The sequence below is a fragment of the Clostridium sp. CTA-19 genome (assembly GCF_054767855.1).
In genome coordinates this window covers 1-17562 of the sequence record NZ_BAAABH010000019.1, presented here as the reverse complement: position 1 = coordinate 17562, position 17562 = coordinate 1, and the positions used below count along the sequence as shown (strand labels likewise).

Sequence of the window (17562 nt, the reverse complement as noted above, 5' to 3'; positions counted from 1 at the left end):
TTGATTTATATATTTTTAGAAATAAAATCTATAAGATTTAAACATAGGTCTATAGTTTTGTCGCCATCTTCAAGTTCTGTGTTTAATTCTACAAAGTCCATAGATTTTACCTTACCACTATTAAAAAGTAGTTGTAAGGACGATTTAGCCTCATCTGTAGACATACCATGCGGAACAGGTGTTCCAGTACCAGGTACAAATTCTGAGTCTATACAGTCTATATCAAAGCTTAAATGTACGTTGTCTATATTTTTCTCTTTTAGATTTGATAAAATCTCGTTAATTATAAATTTAATTCCCTTTTCTTTTACATCAACAGTAGAATAAAGATTAATTCCTTCCTCTTCAATTAAAAGAGTTTCACCTTTATCTAAATCTCTAGCACCGATTAGATAAACGTTTTTAGGATTAACTTTTTTACCATCAAAGTATAAATTAGTAAGAGATGAATCTCCAAATCCCATAGCAGCACCAAGAGGCATACCATGTACATTTCCAGAAGGTGATGTTTCAGGTGTATTTATATCACCATGAGCATCAATCCAAATAACAGCAAGATTATCAAAGTATTTACTAGCACCACAAATACTACCTAATCCTAGTGAATGATCACCACCTATTACTAATGGAAAAGAGTCAGAGCTTAATGAATTATATACTGATTGAGCTAAATTTTTATTAACTCCTAATATTGTATCAATATATTTCATATTACTATGACAAGAAAATTTATCACATTCTTTAACTTTAGGAACATATAAGTTTCCAAGGTCAAATACATCATGATTTTGTTTTTCTAAAATTTGTAATAAGCCTTTTTCTCTAAGTTTATTTGGTGCTAAATCAACACCTTTTCTATCACAACCTAAAAATAAAGGCACTCCGATAACATTTATTTTCATAAAAAATTCCCCCTTTGCGATTTTAAATTATATAATAAAATAGAGTAAAATATAAGGGGTTTTTGAAAAAGAATTTAAATTTAAATATTATAAAAATTATAAAAATTATAAAAAATGTTAAGATTATAATAAAAGCCCTTGATATTTAGTTATATAATATAATAGATTTATAATAATAAAAGGAGGAAATGTTTTGGATAATAAGAAAATAATAAACTTTTTAGAAGAATGTGACTTAGAGGATGTAAAAGATAAATCCTTTGATAAGTCTAAAAGTATATTTAAGTTTACATATTATTTTGATGACTTAGAATTAGAATCAGCGTCAGAATATGCTGATGATGAATGCGAAGAGGAGAAACAAAGTGAAAGCTGGTATTATGATTATTTGTTGCCATATTTAACTGATTTTGCGATGGATAATGCAGAAGACGTAATTAATGATTGCAGCGAAGATATGGATTTAAATTATGAATTAATATGTTATGAGCCAAGTGAAGATAATTTTGAACATATTAATTTTTTGGTAATATTTTCAAAAGAAGAAATAGAGAATGTGGATGATATAGTATTCAGTGTACAATAAAAAATAAAGCAAGCTTTAATGAATTTTAGTTTTAAAGCTTGCACAACTTAACTATGTACAAGTGAGTACTAAATAAAATATTTTTGGTACTCAACTATATATTTATCCAATTTTTGAGAATAATTAACTACTTTTGAGTCAGTTATACAATTTTCCACTAAAAGTAAATTTAAGATCTTTTTGTAACAATTAATTTTCTCTTCTAAAATTTGTGTATCTATCCCCATAATAATCCTCCAAGTAATTATTTTTTACTATTTTTTACAAATAAATTGTAACAAAAATAAGAAGGAAAGTTAAGCATTTTATTTTGTCAAATTAGTACAAAATATCCTAATAAATGTCAAATGTTACAAGTAAAAGCAAAAATAATTATCGAAATTTAAATTTATATCTTTAAAGTCTTGGGAAATTAAAGTAAAATATAAACAGTTAAATGTAAAAAAAAATCGAAGAAAAGAGAGGTAATAAGTAATGGATCATGATGAAATGGTTAAACGTATAAATGAATTATACAAAAAAAGTCAAGAAGAAGGTTTAACAGATGCTGAAAAAGAAGAGCAACAAACTTTAAGACAAAAGTACATAAATAATGTGAAAAGAAATTTTAGAGCACAATTAGATGGTATAGAAAGAATACCTCCTAAAGGAACTAAAAATTAAAAAGGAGATTTACTATGGTTACAGTAAGAAACCTAGTTGAAAATTTTAATTTGGAAATTCTTGTGCAAGGAGATAATCAAAAGGAAATACAGGCCTGTGATATAAATAGGCCTGGACTTCAACTAGCAGGATACTATGAAGATTTTGATAATAATAGATTGCAGATTTTAGGGAAAACAGAATATGGTTATTTTAAATCATTACCAGAGGAAATAAGAAAAGAAAGAATAGAGAATTTTTTTTCTTTGGATGTTCCATGTATAATAATTACTAGATCTTTAAATATAGATAGTGAACTTATAGAGGCTGCAAAGAAAAAGAATATTTGGATGCTTAGAACAAGTATGAACGCCACTAAATTTATAGGTAAAATAACTAATTATTTAGAATTAGAATTAGCCCCAGAAACTAGGCTACATGGAGTGCTAGTTGATGTGTATGGTATAGGTATTTTAATTACTGGAGAAAGTGGAATAGGAAAAAGTGAAACTGCACTTGAATTAATAAAAAGAGGTCATAGATTGGTGGCAGATGATGCTGTAGACATAAAACAGGTTGATGGAATATTACATGGTACATGTCCATATGTTACAAAAGGTATGCTAGAAGTAAGAGGCATGGGTATTATAGATATATCCGCAGTATATGGATTAAGTGCAATAATTCCTAAAAAAATTGTAAAAATGGTTATAAGCATAGAGAACTGGGATGCAGATAAATATTATGAAAGATTAGGAATTGATAAAGAAGAAATAGAAATTCTAAATGTCAAAGTTCCTAAGGTAACATTGCCAATAAGACCGGGAAGAAATTTGGCGGTTATAATAGAAGCTGCAGCAGTAAACTTTAGATATACAGTAACTCAGAAGATAACAGCAGTAGACACTATAGAAAAAAGGATTAATGAGCTGAATAATATAGAAAAGTAAAGAAAATGTTAAAAAAATTTGAACAAATTATAAATTTATAGTTAAAAAATGTTTGAAATTTTTAGAAAAGTCTAGTAAAATATAAATTGAAATTAAGAGAAAGTTAAAATTATTTAAACTTTTCTCAATATTTATTATAAAAGGGGGAGCAGGCAATGGCAGATTTAACAAAAAAATATGAATTAGCTTGGGACAAATACAAAAAAGAGGATTTAAAAAAAGTATTTTCACTATCAGATGAATATATAGACTTTATGTCTAAATGTAAAACAGAAAGAGAATGCGTTAAAGAATTTATAGAATTAGCTGAAGCTCAAGGCTATAAAGATATAAATACATACATTGCAAATGGAACTAACTTAAAAGCTGGTGACAAAGTGTATGCTAATTGTATGGGAAAAACTTTAGCTTTATTCTTAATAGGTTCTGAATCAGTAGAAAAAGGATTCAATATTTTAGGAGCTCATATAGACTCTCCAAGATTAGATTTAAAACAAAATCCACTATATGAAGATTCAGATTTAGCGCTTTTAAAAACTCATTACTATGGTGGAATTAAAAAATATCAATGGACAACATTACCATTAGCAATACATGGTGTAGTTTGTAAAAAAGATGGTTCAGTTGTTGACGTAGTAATTGGAGAAGATGAAAAAGAACCAGTAGTTGGAATATCTGATTTATTAATTCACTTAGCAGGAGATCAAATGGCTAAAACTTTAGCTAAAGGTGTTGAAGGTGAAGCTTTAAATGTTTGTATAGGAAGTATTCCAGTTGAAGATAAAGAAGCTAAAGATAGAGTTAAATTAAATGTATTAAGATTATTAAATGAAAAATATGGAATAGATGAAGAAGATTTTGTTTCAGCAGAATTAGAAGTAGTTCCAGCTGGAAGAGCAAGAAGTTATGGATTAGACAGCTCAATGGTTATGGCTTATGGACATGATGATAGAGTATGTTCTTATACTTCATTTGAAGCAATGATGAAAATAAAAGAAACTAAGAAAACTTGTATAACATTATTAGTTGACAAAGAAGAAGTTGGAAGCCAAGGTGCTACAGGAATGCAATCAAGATTCTTTGAAAACACTGTTGCTGAAGTTGTAAACTTAATGGGAGATTATAGTGATCTTAAAGTAAGAAGAGCATTAGCTAATTCAAAAATGTTATCTTCAGATGTTAGTGCTGCATTTGATCCAAACTATGCATCAGTAAGTGAAAAACAAAACAATGCATTCTTCGGAAAAGGTATTGTTTTCAATAAATATACAGGTGCTAGAGGAAAAGGTGGATGTAACGATGCTAACCCAGAATTTATAGCACAATTAAGAGCTATAATGGAAAAACACAATGTTTCTTGGCAAACATCAGAACTTGGAAAAGTTGACCAAGGTGGCGGTGGAACAATCGCTTACATCTTAGCTGAATATGGAATGGAAGTTATAGATTCAGGTGTTGCACTACACAACATGCATGCTCCATATGAAATAGCAAGTAAAGCTGATATATACGAAGCATTTAGAGCATACGAAGCATTCTTAATAGAAGCATAATATAGATAAAAATATAATTTATAACTCTAGATTAAAATCCCTATAGAGTAATAAAATTTAAAAAGAGTGTCTCAAATGATTTTAATCATTAAAAGGGACACTCTTTATTTATTTATATCATAGGAATTAACACAAATTACCTTTAATTTCATAATATAAAACTATGTAACAAATACAAAAAAGTATTAAATATTATAGAAATATGTTGCATAGGGATTTGAACTTTAATTTTAATTTATAAGTTAATCTTTGAGGCTTGAACCCTATATATAAGCTAAGCAAGTTGAGGAAGTGTTTGTTGTGAGTTTTATAACGAAATCTATGTACTTAACAATGATAACTTTAGGAGGTAGTGTTAAAAGGCACTTTGAAAAAAACACAATAAATTCTTATGAAAAGAGTATGAGTACTTTAAAATGTATAATAAGAAGAAGTAGCAAAAGCGATTTTGGCAAGAAACATGATTTTATAAATATTAAAAATTTAAAAGAATATAAGGAAAAGGTACCGATATCAACATATGATGACTATGAAAAATACGTTATGAAAATGTGTAGAGGGGAAAAAAACATTTTAGTTTGTGATAATATAAAGTATTTTGCATTAACTTCAGGAACTACAGGTAAACAAAAGTTAATTCCAACAACTAGAAAAGGAATTAAAGTTGGGGCAAAATACATGGGTATTTTAACAGAAAGAATATTATATGAAAATTTAAAAGAACAATGGAACTATGGAAAAGGAGTTATGCTTACAGATATAGTAAATACCAGATATACTATATCAGGCATACCTATAAGTTCCGCTACATCAGGTGGAATGAAATCTATAAAGTCTATAATACCTTTTATATGGACTTCACCTATAGAAGTTATGAGTATGAATGATAAAGAAAGTGCACTATATCTTCATATTCTTTTTGCATTAAGGGATGAAAATTTAAGTTATATAAGTGGAGTTTTTATATCTAGTATATTAGATTTTTTTAGAATTATGGAAAAACAGTGGGAAAATTTAGTTTATGATATTTCCCATGGAACTTTAAATGAAAATTTAAAAATAGAACCAGAATTTAGAAAGGTACTTTTAGAGAAAAATTATCCACTAAAAAAAAGAGCAAGTGAAATTGAAGGTGAATTTAAAAGAGGTTTTAAAGGCATAGCGAAAAGGCTTTGGAAATCTATTGTGTATATAGCAACTGTTACTGGTGGAAGTTTTTCAGTATATGATGATAAGGTTAATTATTATAGTGGTAACTTAATTATATATTCTAATGCATATGCTGCATCAGAGGCTGTTATTGGGATGAATCCCAATGTTGGTAAAATAAGTTATGTAGTTCTTTCAGATACCGCTTTTTATGAGTTTATACCTATAGAGTGCAGTGAAAATAATATTATAACTAAGACTATAAATGAACTTGAAATAGGAAAAGTGTATGAAATTGTAGTTACTAACTTTTCAGGTCTTTATAGATACAGAATCGGGGATGTTGTCAAAGTTATAGGATATTATAACAATAGCCCTGAAATAAAATTTTTATATAGAAAAAATCAACTTTTAAATATGGCTTCAGAAAAAACAACAGAAGCACATGTGACAGAGGCATTAAGAAGAACTTCACAAAAATTAAAATTAGATATAGTGGATTATTCAACTATGGAAGATAATAATGTTACTCCAGGAAGATATATTTTTTATATGGAAATTAGAGACTCTAAAGAAAGTAATATTATAGCTGAAACCTTAGATAAAGAACTATGCAAAACCAATTTTGCCTATGGAAGATTTAGAAAAAATAAAAAATTAGGGGAAATTAAAGTTATACTATTAAGAGAAAATACTTTTTCAAAAATCAAGAGTTATATGATCCAAAAAGGAGTATCAAAAAATCAATTAAAAATACCAAGAATAATAAGGGATAAAGAAATACTTAAAATGTTGAATGAAAACTCTAAATGATATATGATATAGAAAATAAAAGCAATGTTAGTCACTAAATAAATTGGTTTGGTGATTATTAGTAGGAGTGAATTTATTGGAGTCAGTAATTATTCATGTAGATATGGATGCTTTCTTTTCTTCAGTTGAAGTTATGGATAATCCAAGTTTGAAAAATAAACCAGTTATTGTAGGGGGAGTGTCAGAAAGAGGGGTTGTAGCTACATGTTCTTATGAAGCTAGAAAATTTGGAGTAAGTTCTGCAATGCCTATATATAAAGCAAAAGCGTTATGTCCTAAGGGTATATTTTTGCCTACAAGGCACCACAGATATAAAGAAGTATCTAATATGGTTTTTGAACTTCTATATGAAATTACAGATAAAATAGAGCCTGTAAGTATAGATGAAGCATATATGGACATAACTGATTTGAAAGAAAATCCAGTAGTTGTAGCGCTGAAAATTAAAAGTATGATTAAGATGGAATTAGGTCTTAATATATCTATCGGAATATCATATAATAAATTTTTAGCTAAGCTTGCATCAGATTGGAATAAACCTAACGGATTAAAAGAAATAAAAAAAGAAATGATTCCAGATATACTGATGGATCTTCCAATAAAAAAAGTTCATGGATTAGGCAAAAAATCTGTAGAAAAGCTTAATAATATAGCTATTTTTAGTATAAGTGATTTATATGATTTACCTATAGAGTTTATGCAAGAATATTTTGGAAGACAAGGTGTAGATATATATAATAGAATTAGAGGAATTGATAATAGGAGTGTTTCGGCGGTTAGAGAAAGAAAATCCGTAGGTCGCGAAACTACTTTAAAAAAAGATACAAAAGATAAAACCCAACTTAAAAGATATCTTTTGAAATTTTCAAGAGATATAGCAACTCAACTTAAAAAGGCAAATTTTAGCGGGAAAACCATAACAGTAAAAATAAAAACAGCTTCTTTTGAAAACCATACAAAAAGCAAGACTTTAAATAAATATGTATTTGATGAAGAAGAAATATATAATGAAGGGGAAAAAATATTAGATAGTATAGAGCTTACAGAGGATATAAGGCTTATAGGAATATCTATATCATCACTAAAAAAAGATTTAGTAGAGCAATTAACATTATTTTAGAAAAAAGCATTGGAATGAGGGGGAAAATTGAAAAAAATATTAAGATTATTAACACCTGTAATGTTAATGTTATCATTAACATTAGTTGGATGTGAGTTTAAAAATGAAAATGAAGTGGAACTTAGCTTGAATAAGTTATTAGAGTATAAGGACTCTTATGTTGGTGATAATAGTGCAGTTGGAAATATATTATCAGAACTAAATATACTATCAGAATTACCCTTAAATGAATTTGGTAATGGTTTTGAACTTAAAACAGATGAAAAGCCCTATGAGATAACTGTAAACTACAATTTAAAGGATGATTTAAAAGAAGAAATATTAGGAAAAAATGCAGTGGTATTATTTGCACTAATAAAAAATGTTGATACTATTAATTTTAAAATTGAAAACTTAGATAATAAAGTATACAAATATAATAAAGATGAATTAAGTGAAAGATATAAAGTGGATTTTACAAAATTATCACAGGATAAAGAAAGTTTACAAAAATTTCTTTATAATTAACAGTAAAAATAGGTAGTATAAAAATTGATAATATCCCTCTAAAGTAGACAGGGTAAATAAACAAATCTATTTTGGAAGGATTATATCAAAAATCAACTACCTATTTTTTATTTATATAAAGCATCTAAAAATTCTTTAGCTTTAGTTGGGTTCATTATTATAGAACCAAGGTCACTATGTTTAGAATCATTTTCTATTCCGTGAAAGTCAGAACCACAGGTTAATAGTTTATTAAACTTTCTTCCAAGGTTTATATATTTAGCGGTGTCATATTCAGTATGAATAGAATAATAAGCTTCGATACAATCGAAATCATAATTTTTAATTAAATCTTCTACATTAGATTTTTTTATAAGACAAGGATGTGCAAGAGATACAATTGCATTATGTTTTTTTAATATCTTAATTCCATCCTCTAAAGGAATATTTTTGTTCTCAACATAAGCAGGACTATCCTTGCTTATAAATTTTTCGAAAATTTCATTAAAAGTATAATTGTACCCTCTTTTTATTATAGCTTTAGCTATATGTGGTCTTGCTATTATATAGTTATCTTTTATATCTTCATAAAATATTTCTATATTAAAATAGTTTTTTAGGTTTTCAATTATTTTCTTTGCTCTATTAATTCTAGATTCTTTTAATTCTTGTAAAAAGCTTTGTAAAGTATCCATTTTATAGGAGTCATCTTTAAAATAACCAAGAATATGTATACTTTCTTTGTTATGGACAGTTGAAAGTTCTATACCTGGAATTATCTTTATATTTTTATTAGCACTATATTTTAAAGCCTCATTTATGCCATTTGTTGTATCGTGATCAGTTATTGCTAAAAAATCCACATCATTCTTTATAGCTTTATCTACTAACTGAGAAGGAGTACATCTTCCATCGGAAGCAGTACTATGAGTATGTAAATCAAATTTCATAATAAATTCCCCTTTCTTTTACACAAATTTCATTTTTAAATGAAATTTTTAAGTATAATGAAAATGTAAATCAAAAAAATTAAGAAATAGCAAAAAAAATGTTATCAAAATATTTTTTCTTTTAAAATTAAGGAAAAATAACACATATTTTTGCTATAATACATTTAACAACTAGTAAACTATGTATTAATATTATTATAAACTTAAATGAAATACATTCAACAATGTAAAATTATTTGTATCACTAGAGGGAGGCAAGTTTTGGAAAGAAAAGTAGCTGTAAAAAAAATATATAAACATTTTAAAAATAAATTATATTTTGTAGAGGATATTGCAACGAACACAGAAACAGAGGAAGTTATGGTAGTATATAGAGCACTTTATGGAGAATATAAATTATTTGTAAGACCTATAGACATGTTTTTAGAAAAGGTACCAAAAGAAAAAGAAAATCCAACAGGACAAGAGTATAGATTTATGGAAGTAGAATAAAATTTTCTTTAAAGGTGGGGTATTATGTTTTTAATGATAGACAATTATGATTCTTTTGTTTATAACTTAGTTAGATACTTAGAAGAAATAGAAGAAGAAACTATAGTTTTTAGAAATGACAAAATAACTTTAGAAAAGATAGAAGAAATAAACCCAGAAGGGATAATTATTTCTCCAGGACCTAAAGCACCTAAGGATAGTGGAATTGTATTAGATGTTATTGATAGGTTTAAAGGAAAAATTCCTATTTTCGGTGTATGCTTAGGACACCAATCTATAGGTTACGCTTTTCATGGGAACATAGTAAAAGGTAAAGTTCCAGTACATGGCAAAATAAATTTGGTAAACCATGACAAGGAAGGGGTTTTTAAAAATATAAAAAATCCTTTTAATGTTACTAGATACCATTCCTTAATAATAGAAAAAGAGTCTTTGCCAGAGTGTTTGAAAATTACAGCACAAACGGAAGATGGTGTTATTATGGGAGTAAGACATAAAAAATATCCAATAGAAGGGGTTCAATTTCATCCAGAAGCTGAACTTACAGAGTTTGGACACGAAATTTTAAAGAATTTTATAAATAATACAAGAGAATGGAATATCCAAAATAGATAAAAATTTATTTATAATATAATTTAAGGCATAATCAAATAAATAATAGACAGGTATTCTCGCATATTTGGACTCTTATTTATTTTCATATGTCTAAACCTTGTACTGGATTATAGGGCTTTAAGATTAACATTATACTAATAGTTGTAAACTCTTAACTGACTATAGTTGTACTTTTAAAACCCTATATTTGACATAATTTTGAGGGGGATATAATATGGATTTTAAACTTAAAAAAATTACTACTGATTTAAATTCCTTTGAAATTTTTAATGTATTTAAGGATTTTAAAGAAGTTATATTTTTAGAAAGTCAAAGAGATTTTTCCACTATGGGTAGATATTGTTTTATAGGTATAAATCCTTATAAAACTTTTAGATATAAAAATGGCGTTTGTACAGTTGATGGTGAAAATATTAAAGAAGATTGTTTTCTTTATTTAGATAAAATATTTAAAGCTAATAAATTTGAAAATAATAGTGATTTGCCATTTGTAGCTGGTGCAATAGGATATCTTTCTTATGATCTTGGTAAAGACATAGAGGATTTGCCAAATAAATCTATAGAAGATGTAATTATACCAAACTGTTATTTTAATTTTTATGATAACATTATTATTTATGATAATATTACAAAAAGTTGTCATATAACAGCGTTAGGAAAGTTAAAAGATAGTGATTGTAGTATAGGGGACATTGAAAACTTAATAAAAAGAGGGCATAAACTGGAATCGGAAGATTATTCAAACTTAAAATATAAAATAGATGAGTTTAAATCTAATTTTGAAAGAGATGAGTATATAAATGCTGTATCTAAAGTAAGAAATTACATAGAAAGTGGCGACATTTATATAACTAATTTAACTCAAAGATATGAAAAGGAAACATTAAAAAAACCATTTGATATATATAAAACTCTTAGAACTATAAATCCGGCTCCTTTTGCAGCATATATGAATTTAGACGGATTTGATATAGTATCATCTTCACCTGAGAGATTTTTAAAAGTTTATAATAATGTAGTTGAAACTAGACCTATAAAAGGGACAAGACCTAGAGGAGAAAATAAAGAAGATGATTTAAAATTTAAAAATGAACTTATAAATAGTGAGAAAGATAAATCTGAACTTTTGATGATAGTAGATTTAGAAAGAAATGATTTGAGCAAAGTTTGTAGTGCTGGTTCTGTTAAAGTTACGGAATTGTTTAAATTAGAAGAATATAGTACTGTATTCCACTTAGTATCTACAGTAGTTGGAGATATAAAAGAAAAATATTCTTCTATAGATTTAATTAAAGCAGCATTTCCTGGTGGGTCTATAACTGGTGCACCTAAAATACGTTCCATGGAAATTATAGATGAAATAGAAAAAGTGAATAGAAATATTTATACAGGTGCTATTGGATATGTAGGATTTGATGGCAATGTTGATTTAAATATTGTAATAAGAACTATTCTTCTAAAAGATAATAAAGCTTATTTTGGCGTAGGTGGAGGGATAACCTATGAATCAGAAGAAGTTATGGAGTATGATGAAACTTTAGATAAAGCTAAAGCACTGATGAAGGCATTAAGTTAAATTTGTTTGCAAAGTGAATATATTATCAACTAACTACAGTTGTACTTGTTTTTTTCAAGTAATAATAAGGATTTGATGAGTAAACTTAAATAGGAGATTGTTTCCCTATATATAGAAAGTGGTGAAATAATTTGAAAAATATAACATTAGATGATGGATATTCTTTCGGTAGGGGATGTTTTGAGACAATTCTTGTTAAAGATAAGCCTATATTATTAAAAGAACATATAAAAAGACTTAATAATTCTTTGAAAATATTAAAAATAGATAAAACCATTACAGTTAATGAAGTTATGAATAAAATAGAAGCTTTAAAAATTAAAGATAAAGCTTTAAAAATAATGGTGTCTAGAGAAAATGTTATATACAATTCAAGAGAGATAGCCTATAAAGAAAGTGATTATTCAAAAGGTTTTAATATAACTATGAGTAATGTAAAAAGAAATGAGAATTCAGATTTAACTTATATAAAATCTTTAAATTATTTAGAAAATATTATAGAAAAAGAAAAAGCTAAGAATAAAGGGTTTGATGAGGTTATATTTTTAAATACTGAAAATTATATTGCAGAAGGTGCTGTTTCTAATATATTTTTTATAAAAAACGACATAATTTACACTCCTTCTATAGAATGTGGTATTTTGCCTGGAATAATAAGAGGATTTTTGGTGGATAACATAGAAAATATAGGATATAAGATTGTAAAAGGTCGTTTTACAAAAGATGAACTATTAAATTGTGATGGTGCCTTTATAACTAATAGCTTAATGGGAATTATGAAGATAAATTCTTTAGATAATATTAAAATTAATGAAAATCATATGGTAGATAAAATAAGATCATATTACGTATCAACATTAGAATAATACGTACAAATTTAAAATTTACAACTATAGGGAATGGAAGTGTTTAAGATGATAGATGAATTAAAAATTAGAAAAGCTGTTACTATGATTATAGAAGCCATAGGCGAGGATCCTAATAGAGAAGGTCTTATAGGCACACCAGACAGAATTGCAAGAATGTATGCAGAGATTTTTTCAGGACTTGAAGAAGATCCAAAATGCCATTTAGAAAAGACATTTACAGTAGAAAATGATGATATAGTTATAGAGAAAGATATAACTTTTTATTCAATGTGTGAACATCATTTTGTACCTTTTTATGGCAAAGTGCATATAGCTTACATACCCAATGGTAAAGTTGCTGGTCTAAGTAAGCTTGCAAGAACAGTAGAAGTTTTTGCAAAAAGACCTCAACTTCAAGAGAGGCTAACATCTCAAGTTGCAGAAGCAATGATGAAAAATTTAAATACTAAGGCAGTTATGGTTATTATAGAGGCAGAACACATGTGTATGACTATGAGAGGTGTGAAAAAACCTGGAACGCAGACAACAACTATGGTGTCAAAAGGTGCATTTAAAGATAATATAGCACTTCAAAATCAAGTTTTATCATTACTAAAACTTTAGAAAAAACGGTGTTTAAATGAATGATAAAATAAATTCTATACTTAAAAATACTTATTTTAAAGAAGCTTTAAGGAATCTTAACAATTTAGAAGGAAATAGAATGTTTTGCATTCATGGAATAGAGCATTCCATGGATGTGGCAAGGATAGGCTATATAATTTCTTTAGAACAAAACTTAAGTATACCTAAAGAGTTGATTTATGGAGCGGCCTTATTACATGATTTAGGAAGAGTTATGGAATATGAAAAAAACATTCCGCATGATAAAGGAAGTGTTATTTTAGCAAGAAAAATATTAGATGAATGTTTATATTCTAAAGAAGAGTGTGAAGAGATTATAAAAGCTATATCTTCTCATAGGGAAAAAGAAAGTGAAAAAGGCATTTTAGGTGATATTCTTTATAAGAGTGATAAATTGTCTAGAATGTGTTTTTCTTGCAAGGCTAAGTCTCAATGTTATTGGAATGATGAGAAGAAAAATTTAAAAATAAAATATTAAGTTTTTGTATGTGGTGAATGGTTTTAATAAGCTATTCACCATATACAATTAGCTTATTATAGGAGTGATTATTTTGGCTAGAATAATGAAAATTGGAAATAGAGAATTTGATTTACATGAAAGAACTATAATAATGGGAATACTTAATGTTACTCCAGATTCTTTTTCAGATGGAGGAAATTTTAATACGGTAGATAATGCAGTTAAAAGGGCCATAGAAATGATAAAAAATGGTGCTGATATAATCGATATAGGTGGAGAATCTACAAGACCAGGTCATAAATCAGTAGGATTAGAAGAAGAATTGGAAAGGGTAATTCCTGTAATAAAAGCTATAAGAAAGGAAACGGATATACCAATATCTATAGACACATATAAAGCTGAGGTTGCTAGACAAGCAATTGAAAATGGTGCGTCTTTAATAAATGATGTATGGGGATTTAAGAAAGATCCAGAGATTGCTAAAGTTGCAGCAAAGTATAATGTACCGTGTTGTCTAATGCATAACAGAGATAATAAAGAATATAAAAATATAATTTCAGATATGATTGTAGATTTAGAAGAAAGTATAAATATAGCTTTAGACGCTGGAGTTAAAAAAGAAAATATAATACTTGATCCTGGCGTAGGCTTTGCAAAAACTTATGAGGATAATCTTGTTGTAATGAAAAATCTTAAAGAGTTTAAGAAAATGGGGTATCCAATTCTTCTTGGAACTTCAAGAAAATCTTTTATAGGTAAAGCGCTTAATATTGAAGAACCAAAAGATAGATTAGAAGGAACTTTATCAACAACTGTTATGGGAATAATGGCAGGGTGTGAGTTTATAAGAATTCATGATGTTAAAGAAAATAAAAGAATTGCAACTATGACGGATATTATTTTAAAGAGTAAATAAAACTTTTATAAGGAAATAAGTCAAGATTTGAATTTGTTTATTAAGCCTTTGCTATCAATTGAAGAAAACAGGTAAAACTATGATTAGTTAAGAGTATTAGTTAACTAATAGTATTTGTGGAATCTATAGTTTAAACGAAGAAAACAACCATAAATTAACCTGTCCCATTTGTAATGGAACTAATGCTTAGATGTATTGCTTGATTAGATTATTCGGTAAAACTAAATTAAAAAGTACGGTTAGCTTACTATTAATTATTCATTATTAGATTTTAACTAGAATAAGCCTTAAATTTTCTTATTTGATAGTGTATAAGTTTAAAATTCATTTTAAATCTATATATAATAAGTATTTAAAATTAGCAAAAAACTTAAGATAATGTTTAGGGAGTGTTTGAATGGATAAAATATTTATAAAAGATTTAGAAATTTTTGCAAATCATGGTTATTTTCAAGAAGAGAAGAATTTAGGACAAAAATTTGTATTAACAATGGAAGTAGAACTTGATTTAAGCAAAGCAAGTAGTGAAGATAATTTAGAAGATACTGTTCACTATGGAATACTTTGCGATGAAATAGAAAAAGAATTTACTAAAACTAGTTATGATTTAATTGAAACAGCATGTGAAGAGCTGATTAATTCTATGATGCTTAAATATAATATTATTAATAAAATAAGTTTAGAATTAAAAAAACCTTGGGCACCAGTAAAAAAACATTTAGACTATGTTTCTATAAAGATGGAACGCTCATGGCATGAAGCTATAATTGCCGTTGGTGCAAACATTGGTGACAAAAAGAAAAATATTATGGATGCCTTTGAAATAATAGATAATTCTAAACACACTAAAATAGTAGAGATTGCTAATTTCTATGAAACAGAGCCATTTGGTTATGAAGATCAAGATATGTTTTTAAATACAGCCATAAAAATAAAGACAATGCTTAGTCCTAAAAGACTTATGGAATATCTACTTGAAGTAGAAAAAGATTTAAAAAGAGAAAGAATAATAAGATGGGGACCAAGAACATTAGATTTAGATGTAATCTTCTATGAAGATTTGATTAGTTATGAAAAAGATATAATACTTCCACATCCAAGAATGGAGGAAAGATTATTTGTATTAGATCCACTGTGCGATATAGTTCCGTATAAAGTTCATCCAATTTTAAATAAAAGAGTAATTGATATAAAAAAAGAATTGGAAAACAAATAAAAAATATAAACTAAATGAGCATAATATACTGGGTAAAATAAAAGTTGATTAAAAAAAGAGGGCATTTTTAATTGCCCTCTTTTTCTTCTTTAGATTCATTAGGTTCTTTTATAGGTTGTTCTTTTTCAATATTTTCTCTTTTATCTGTTATATCTTCTTCATCTTTGTTTAATGAATTATCAGTAAAGTATTTACAAAGGCCATATACGTTATAAGCTATAGGTACTTGAGATATATCCATATAATCTTTTGAGTGATTTCCATCCCATGGATAAATAGATATATATTTTTCATTGTAAACATTTATAACATATTTACAATTATCAAAAGTTATAAAAACTTTATAAGTTATTTTTTCATCACTTAGATCTACTGAATCTTTTTCTAAAGCATAATCCTTTTTTAAAGAATTCATGAATTTTAAAACATCAAAAGATTGTTCCTCTGTTAAAGTTTGTTGCTTGTACATATTTACATCAAAAACTGAAACCTCTGTTGGAGGGTTTTCTATGTAAGAATTTATTAGGTTTTCTGTATAAAAATTTATACTAGGTTTTTCTTTTTTAAAAATAAATTTTAAGTCACTAGAGCATCCAGTAAGTGCAACGGACATAAAAATTACACAAATTATAACTGAAAGCCTTTTGTACATAAAAAATCAACTCCTTGTCTAATTAGTATATATATCTAAAATATGAAAAGGAGTTATAAAATATTACAAAAGCAGTTAATTAAGTAACACTCATATATAGGGAAACAAGCTCCAATTTAAATTTATTCATCAAATTTTTGTTATCAGTTGAGAAAAATAAGTGCAAATATGTTTAGTTAAGAATTATGAATTATGAATTTAGGATGAAAGTGGCAACCACTTTCTTTGAAAAGAGGTTCGGGACTGGCTTTGAATTTTTAGATATAAGTATAAAGTTAGAAGAGCATCAAGTGTTAGCGAAGAAAATAAATTTACCGTGCCTGTCCCATTTGTGATGGAAATAGAACTTGGGTGAATTGATTATTTAGTTGATGTAGAGAGTTTTAAAGAAATTGACAAAGGACAATTGACAGTGTTGGTTAAAACTGGATTCCAGTTTCTTTTGAATTTAAGGGAGTAAATTCTGGGTTTAGGATATAAAACAAACAAAAGCTATATTCAAAACTCGTAGCCGTAACAAGAAGGATAGGTTCATTTAATTGTACCACCATAAAAAACTCTAGTACTCGATAAAAAGGGGAGATAAAATAAATTATCGAGCAAAGAACCAGTACTTGAGCTGCAAAACAGCGTACCTGTTAGATACTGGTTCTTTGCTTATTTTGTTATGGGTATACAGTAATTATGGAATCTACAGTTAAGCGAAGAAAATATCCGAAAATGAACCTGTCCCACTTGTTATGGAATAAAAGTCTTGGATAATTGCTTATTTAGAAATTTTAATTTTGTAGATTTAAAAATACGTTGAGAATTACTAGGAACGAAGTGAATAGTAATAACCACAACTGTCGGACGGCTCCCCTCTAATTGGACAAACTTAACTTATACTAATATATGCTTAAATTTTTAAACACACATTAAATTCTTAAGATAATATTCGTGTGGTGTAACATATCCAATTGAAGAGTGTATTCTCTCATTGTTATATCTA

19 protein-coding genes are annotated in these 17562 nt (G+C 27.2%); 15 read left to right on the top strand and 4 right to left on the bottom strand.

All coding sequences use genetic code 11. The features are described 5' to 3' along the window. Positions 1-5: 5 nt before the first annotated feature. Positions 6-902: an arginase gene (gene rocF / locus ACYUE0_RS11525; RefSeq protein WP_460270642.1), complete on the bottom strand. Its 897-nt coding sequence runs from the start codon at positions 900-902 to the stop codon at positions 6-8. A gap of 193 nt (positions 903-1095) precedes the next feature. On the opposite strand from rocF, the gene ACYUE0_RS11520 reads away from it, so the two are divergent. Then, positions 1096-1488 (top strand): hypothetical protein, encoded by a 393-nt coding sequence (locus ACYUE0_RS11520; protein ID WP_460270640.1) that lies wholly within the window; start codon positions 1096-1098, stop codon positions 1486-1488. Between the two features lie 68 nt (positions 1489-1556). Here the strand turns inward: ACYUE0_RS11520 and ACYUE0_RS11515 are convergent, their stop codons facing one another. Then, on the bottom strand, positions 1557-1715 hold the full coding sequence (locus ACYUE0_RS11515; protein ID WP_082761163.1) for an aspartyl-phosphate phosphatase Spo0E family protein: 159 nt from the start codon (positions 1713-1715) through the stop codon (positions 1557-1559). 247 nt (positions 1716-1962) lie between these two features. Between ACYUE0_RS11515 and ACYUE0_RS11510 the strand changes: the two genes are divergently transcribed. From ACYUE0_RS11510 to ACYUE0_RS11485, 6 genes are all read left to right on the top strand, one after another. Next, positions 1963-2151, top strand: a complete 189-nt coding sequence (locus ACYUE0_RS11510) for a DUF896 domain-containing protein (RefSeq protein ID WP_061995117.1) — start codon at positions 1963-1965, stop codon at positions 2149-2151. Positions 2152-2165: 14 nt separating this feature from the next. After that, on the top strand, positions 2166-3080 hold the full coding sequence (gene hprK / locus ACYUE0_RS11505; RefSeq protein WP_061995116.1) for an HPr(Ser) kinase/phosphatase: 915 nt from the start codon (positions 2166-2168) through the stop codon (positions 3078-3080). A gap of 155 nt (positions 3081-3235) precedes the next feature. Beyond that, positions 3236-4633 (top strand): aminopeptidase, encoded by a 1398-nt coding sequence (locus tag ACYUE0_RS11500; protein WP_061995115.1) that lies wholly within the window; start codon positions 3236-3238, stop codon positions 4631-4633. Positions 4634-4933: 300 nt separating this feature from the next. Further along, the gene (locus ACYUE0_RS11495) at positions 4934-6595 is read left to right on the top strand and encodes a GH3 auxin-responsive promoter family protein (protein WP_082761162.1); all 1662 of its coding nucleotides are present in this window, start codon (positions 4934-4936) and stop codon (positions 6593-6595) included. A 76-nt stretch (positions 6596-6671) separates the two neighbouring features. After that, positions 6672-7715, top strand: coding sequence for a DNA polymerase IV (locus tag ACYUE0_RS11490; RefSeq protein WP_460270638.1), 1044 nt, complete (start codon positions 6672-6674; stop codon positions 7713-7715). Between the two features lie 27 nt (positions 7716-7742). Next, positions 7743-8222: a DUF4825 domain-containing protein gene (locus tag ACYUE0_RS11485; protein WP_460270636.1), complete on the top strand. Its 480-nt coding sequence runs from the start codon at positions 7743-7745 to the stop codon at positions 8220-8222. Between the two features lie 107 nt (positions 8223-8329). Here the strand turns inward: ACYUE0_RS11485 and ACYUE0_RS11480 are convergent, their stop codons facing one another. Then, positions 8330-9151: a PHP domain-containing protein gene (locus ACYUE0_RS11480; protein WP_460270635.1), complete on the bottom strand. Its 822-nt coding sequence runs from the start codon at positions 9149-9151 to the stop codon at positions 8330-8332. A gap of 261 nt (positions 9152-9412) precedes the next feature. On the opposite strand from ACYUE0_RS11480, the gene ACYUE0_RS11475 reads away from it, so the two are divergent. From ACYUE0_RS11475 to folK, 8 genes are all read left to right on the top strand, one after another. Continuing rightward, complete coding sequence (locus ACYUE0_RS11475) at positions 9413-9643, top strand: DUF1653 domain-containing protein (protein ID WP_460270633.1); 231 nt, start codon at positions 9413-9415, stop codon at positions 9641-9643. 24 nt (positions 9644-9667) lie between these two features. Then, complete coding sequence (locus tag ACYUE0_RS11470) at positions 9668-10258, top strand: anthranilate synthase component II (protein ID WP_460270631.1); 591 nt, start codon at positions 9668-9670, stop codon at positions 10256-10258. Positions 10259-10472: 214 nt separating this feature from the next. After that, positions 10473-11834, top strand: a complete 1362-nt coding sequence (pabB, locus tag ACYUE0_RS11465) for an aminodeoxychorismate synthase component I (protein ID WP_460270630.1) — start codon at positions 10473-10475, stop codon at positions 11832-11834. A gap of 131 nt (positions 11835-11965) precedes the next feature. Then, positions 11966-12700 (top strand): aminotransferase class IV, encoded by a 735-nt coding sequence (locus ACYUE0_RS11460; RefSeq protein ID WP_460270629.1) that lies wholly within the window; start codon positions 11966-11968, stop codon positions 12698-12700. Between the two features lie 51 nt (positions 12701-12751). Next, positions 12752-13306: a GTP cyclohydrolase I FolE gene (gene folE, locus ACYUE0_RS11455; protein ID WP_199869940.1), complete on the top strand. Its 555-nt coding sequence runs from the start codon at positions 12752-12754 to the stop codon at positions 13304-13306. 16 nt (positions 13307-13322) lie between these two features. Continuing rightward, positions 13323-13805 (top strand): HD domain-containing protein, encoded by a 483-nt coding sequence (locus ACYUE0_RS11450; protein ID WP_460270628.1) that lies wholly within the window; start codon positions 13323-13325, stop codon positions 13803-13805. 85 nt (positions 13806-13890) lie between these two features. Further along, complete coding sequence (folP, locus tag ACYUE0_RS11445) at positions 13891-14703, top strand: dihydropteroate synthase (protein WP_061995159.1); 813 nt, start codon at positions 13891-13893, stop codon at positions 14701-14703. 397 nt (positions 14704-15100) lie between these two features. Then, positions 15101-15919 (top strand): 2-amino-4-hydroxy-6-hydroxymethyldihydropteridine diphosphokinase, encoded by an 819-nt coding sequence (gene folK, locus ACYUE0_RS11440; RefSeq protein WP_460270627.1) that lies wholly within the window; start codon positions 15101-15103, stop codon positions 15917-15919. A gap of 67 nt (positions 15920-15986) precedes the next feature. Here folK and ACYUE0_RS11435 read toward each other — a convergent pair whose 3' ends face one another. Beyond that, positions 15987-16571: a DUF4883 family protein gene (locus ACYUE0_RS11435; protein WP_460270626.1), complete on the bottom strand. Its 585-nt coding sequence runs from the start codon at positions 16569-16571 to the stop codon at positions 15987-15989. Positions 16572-17562: the final 991 nt, after the last annotated feature.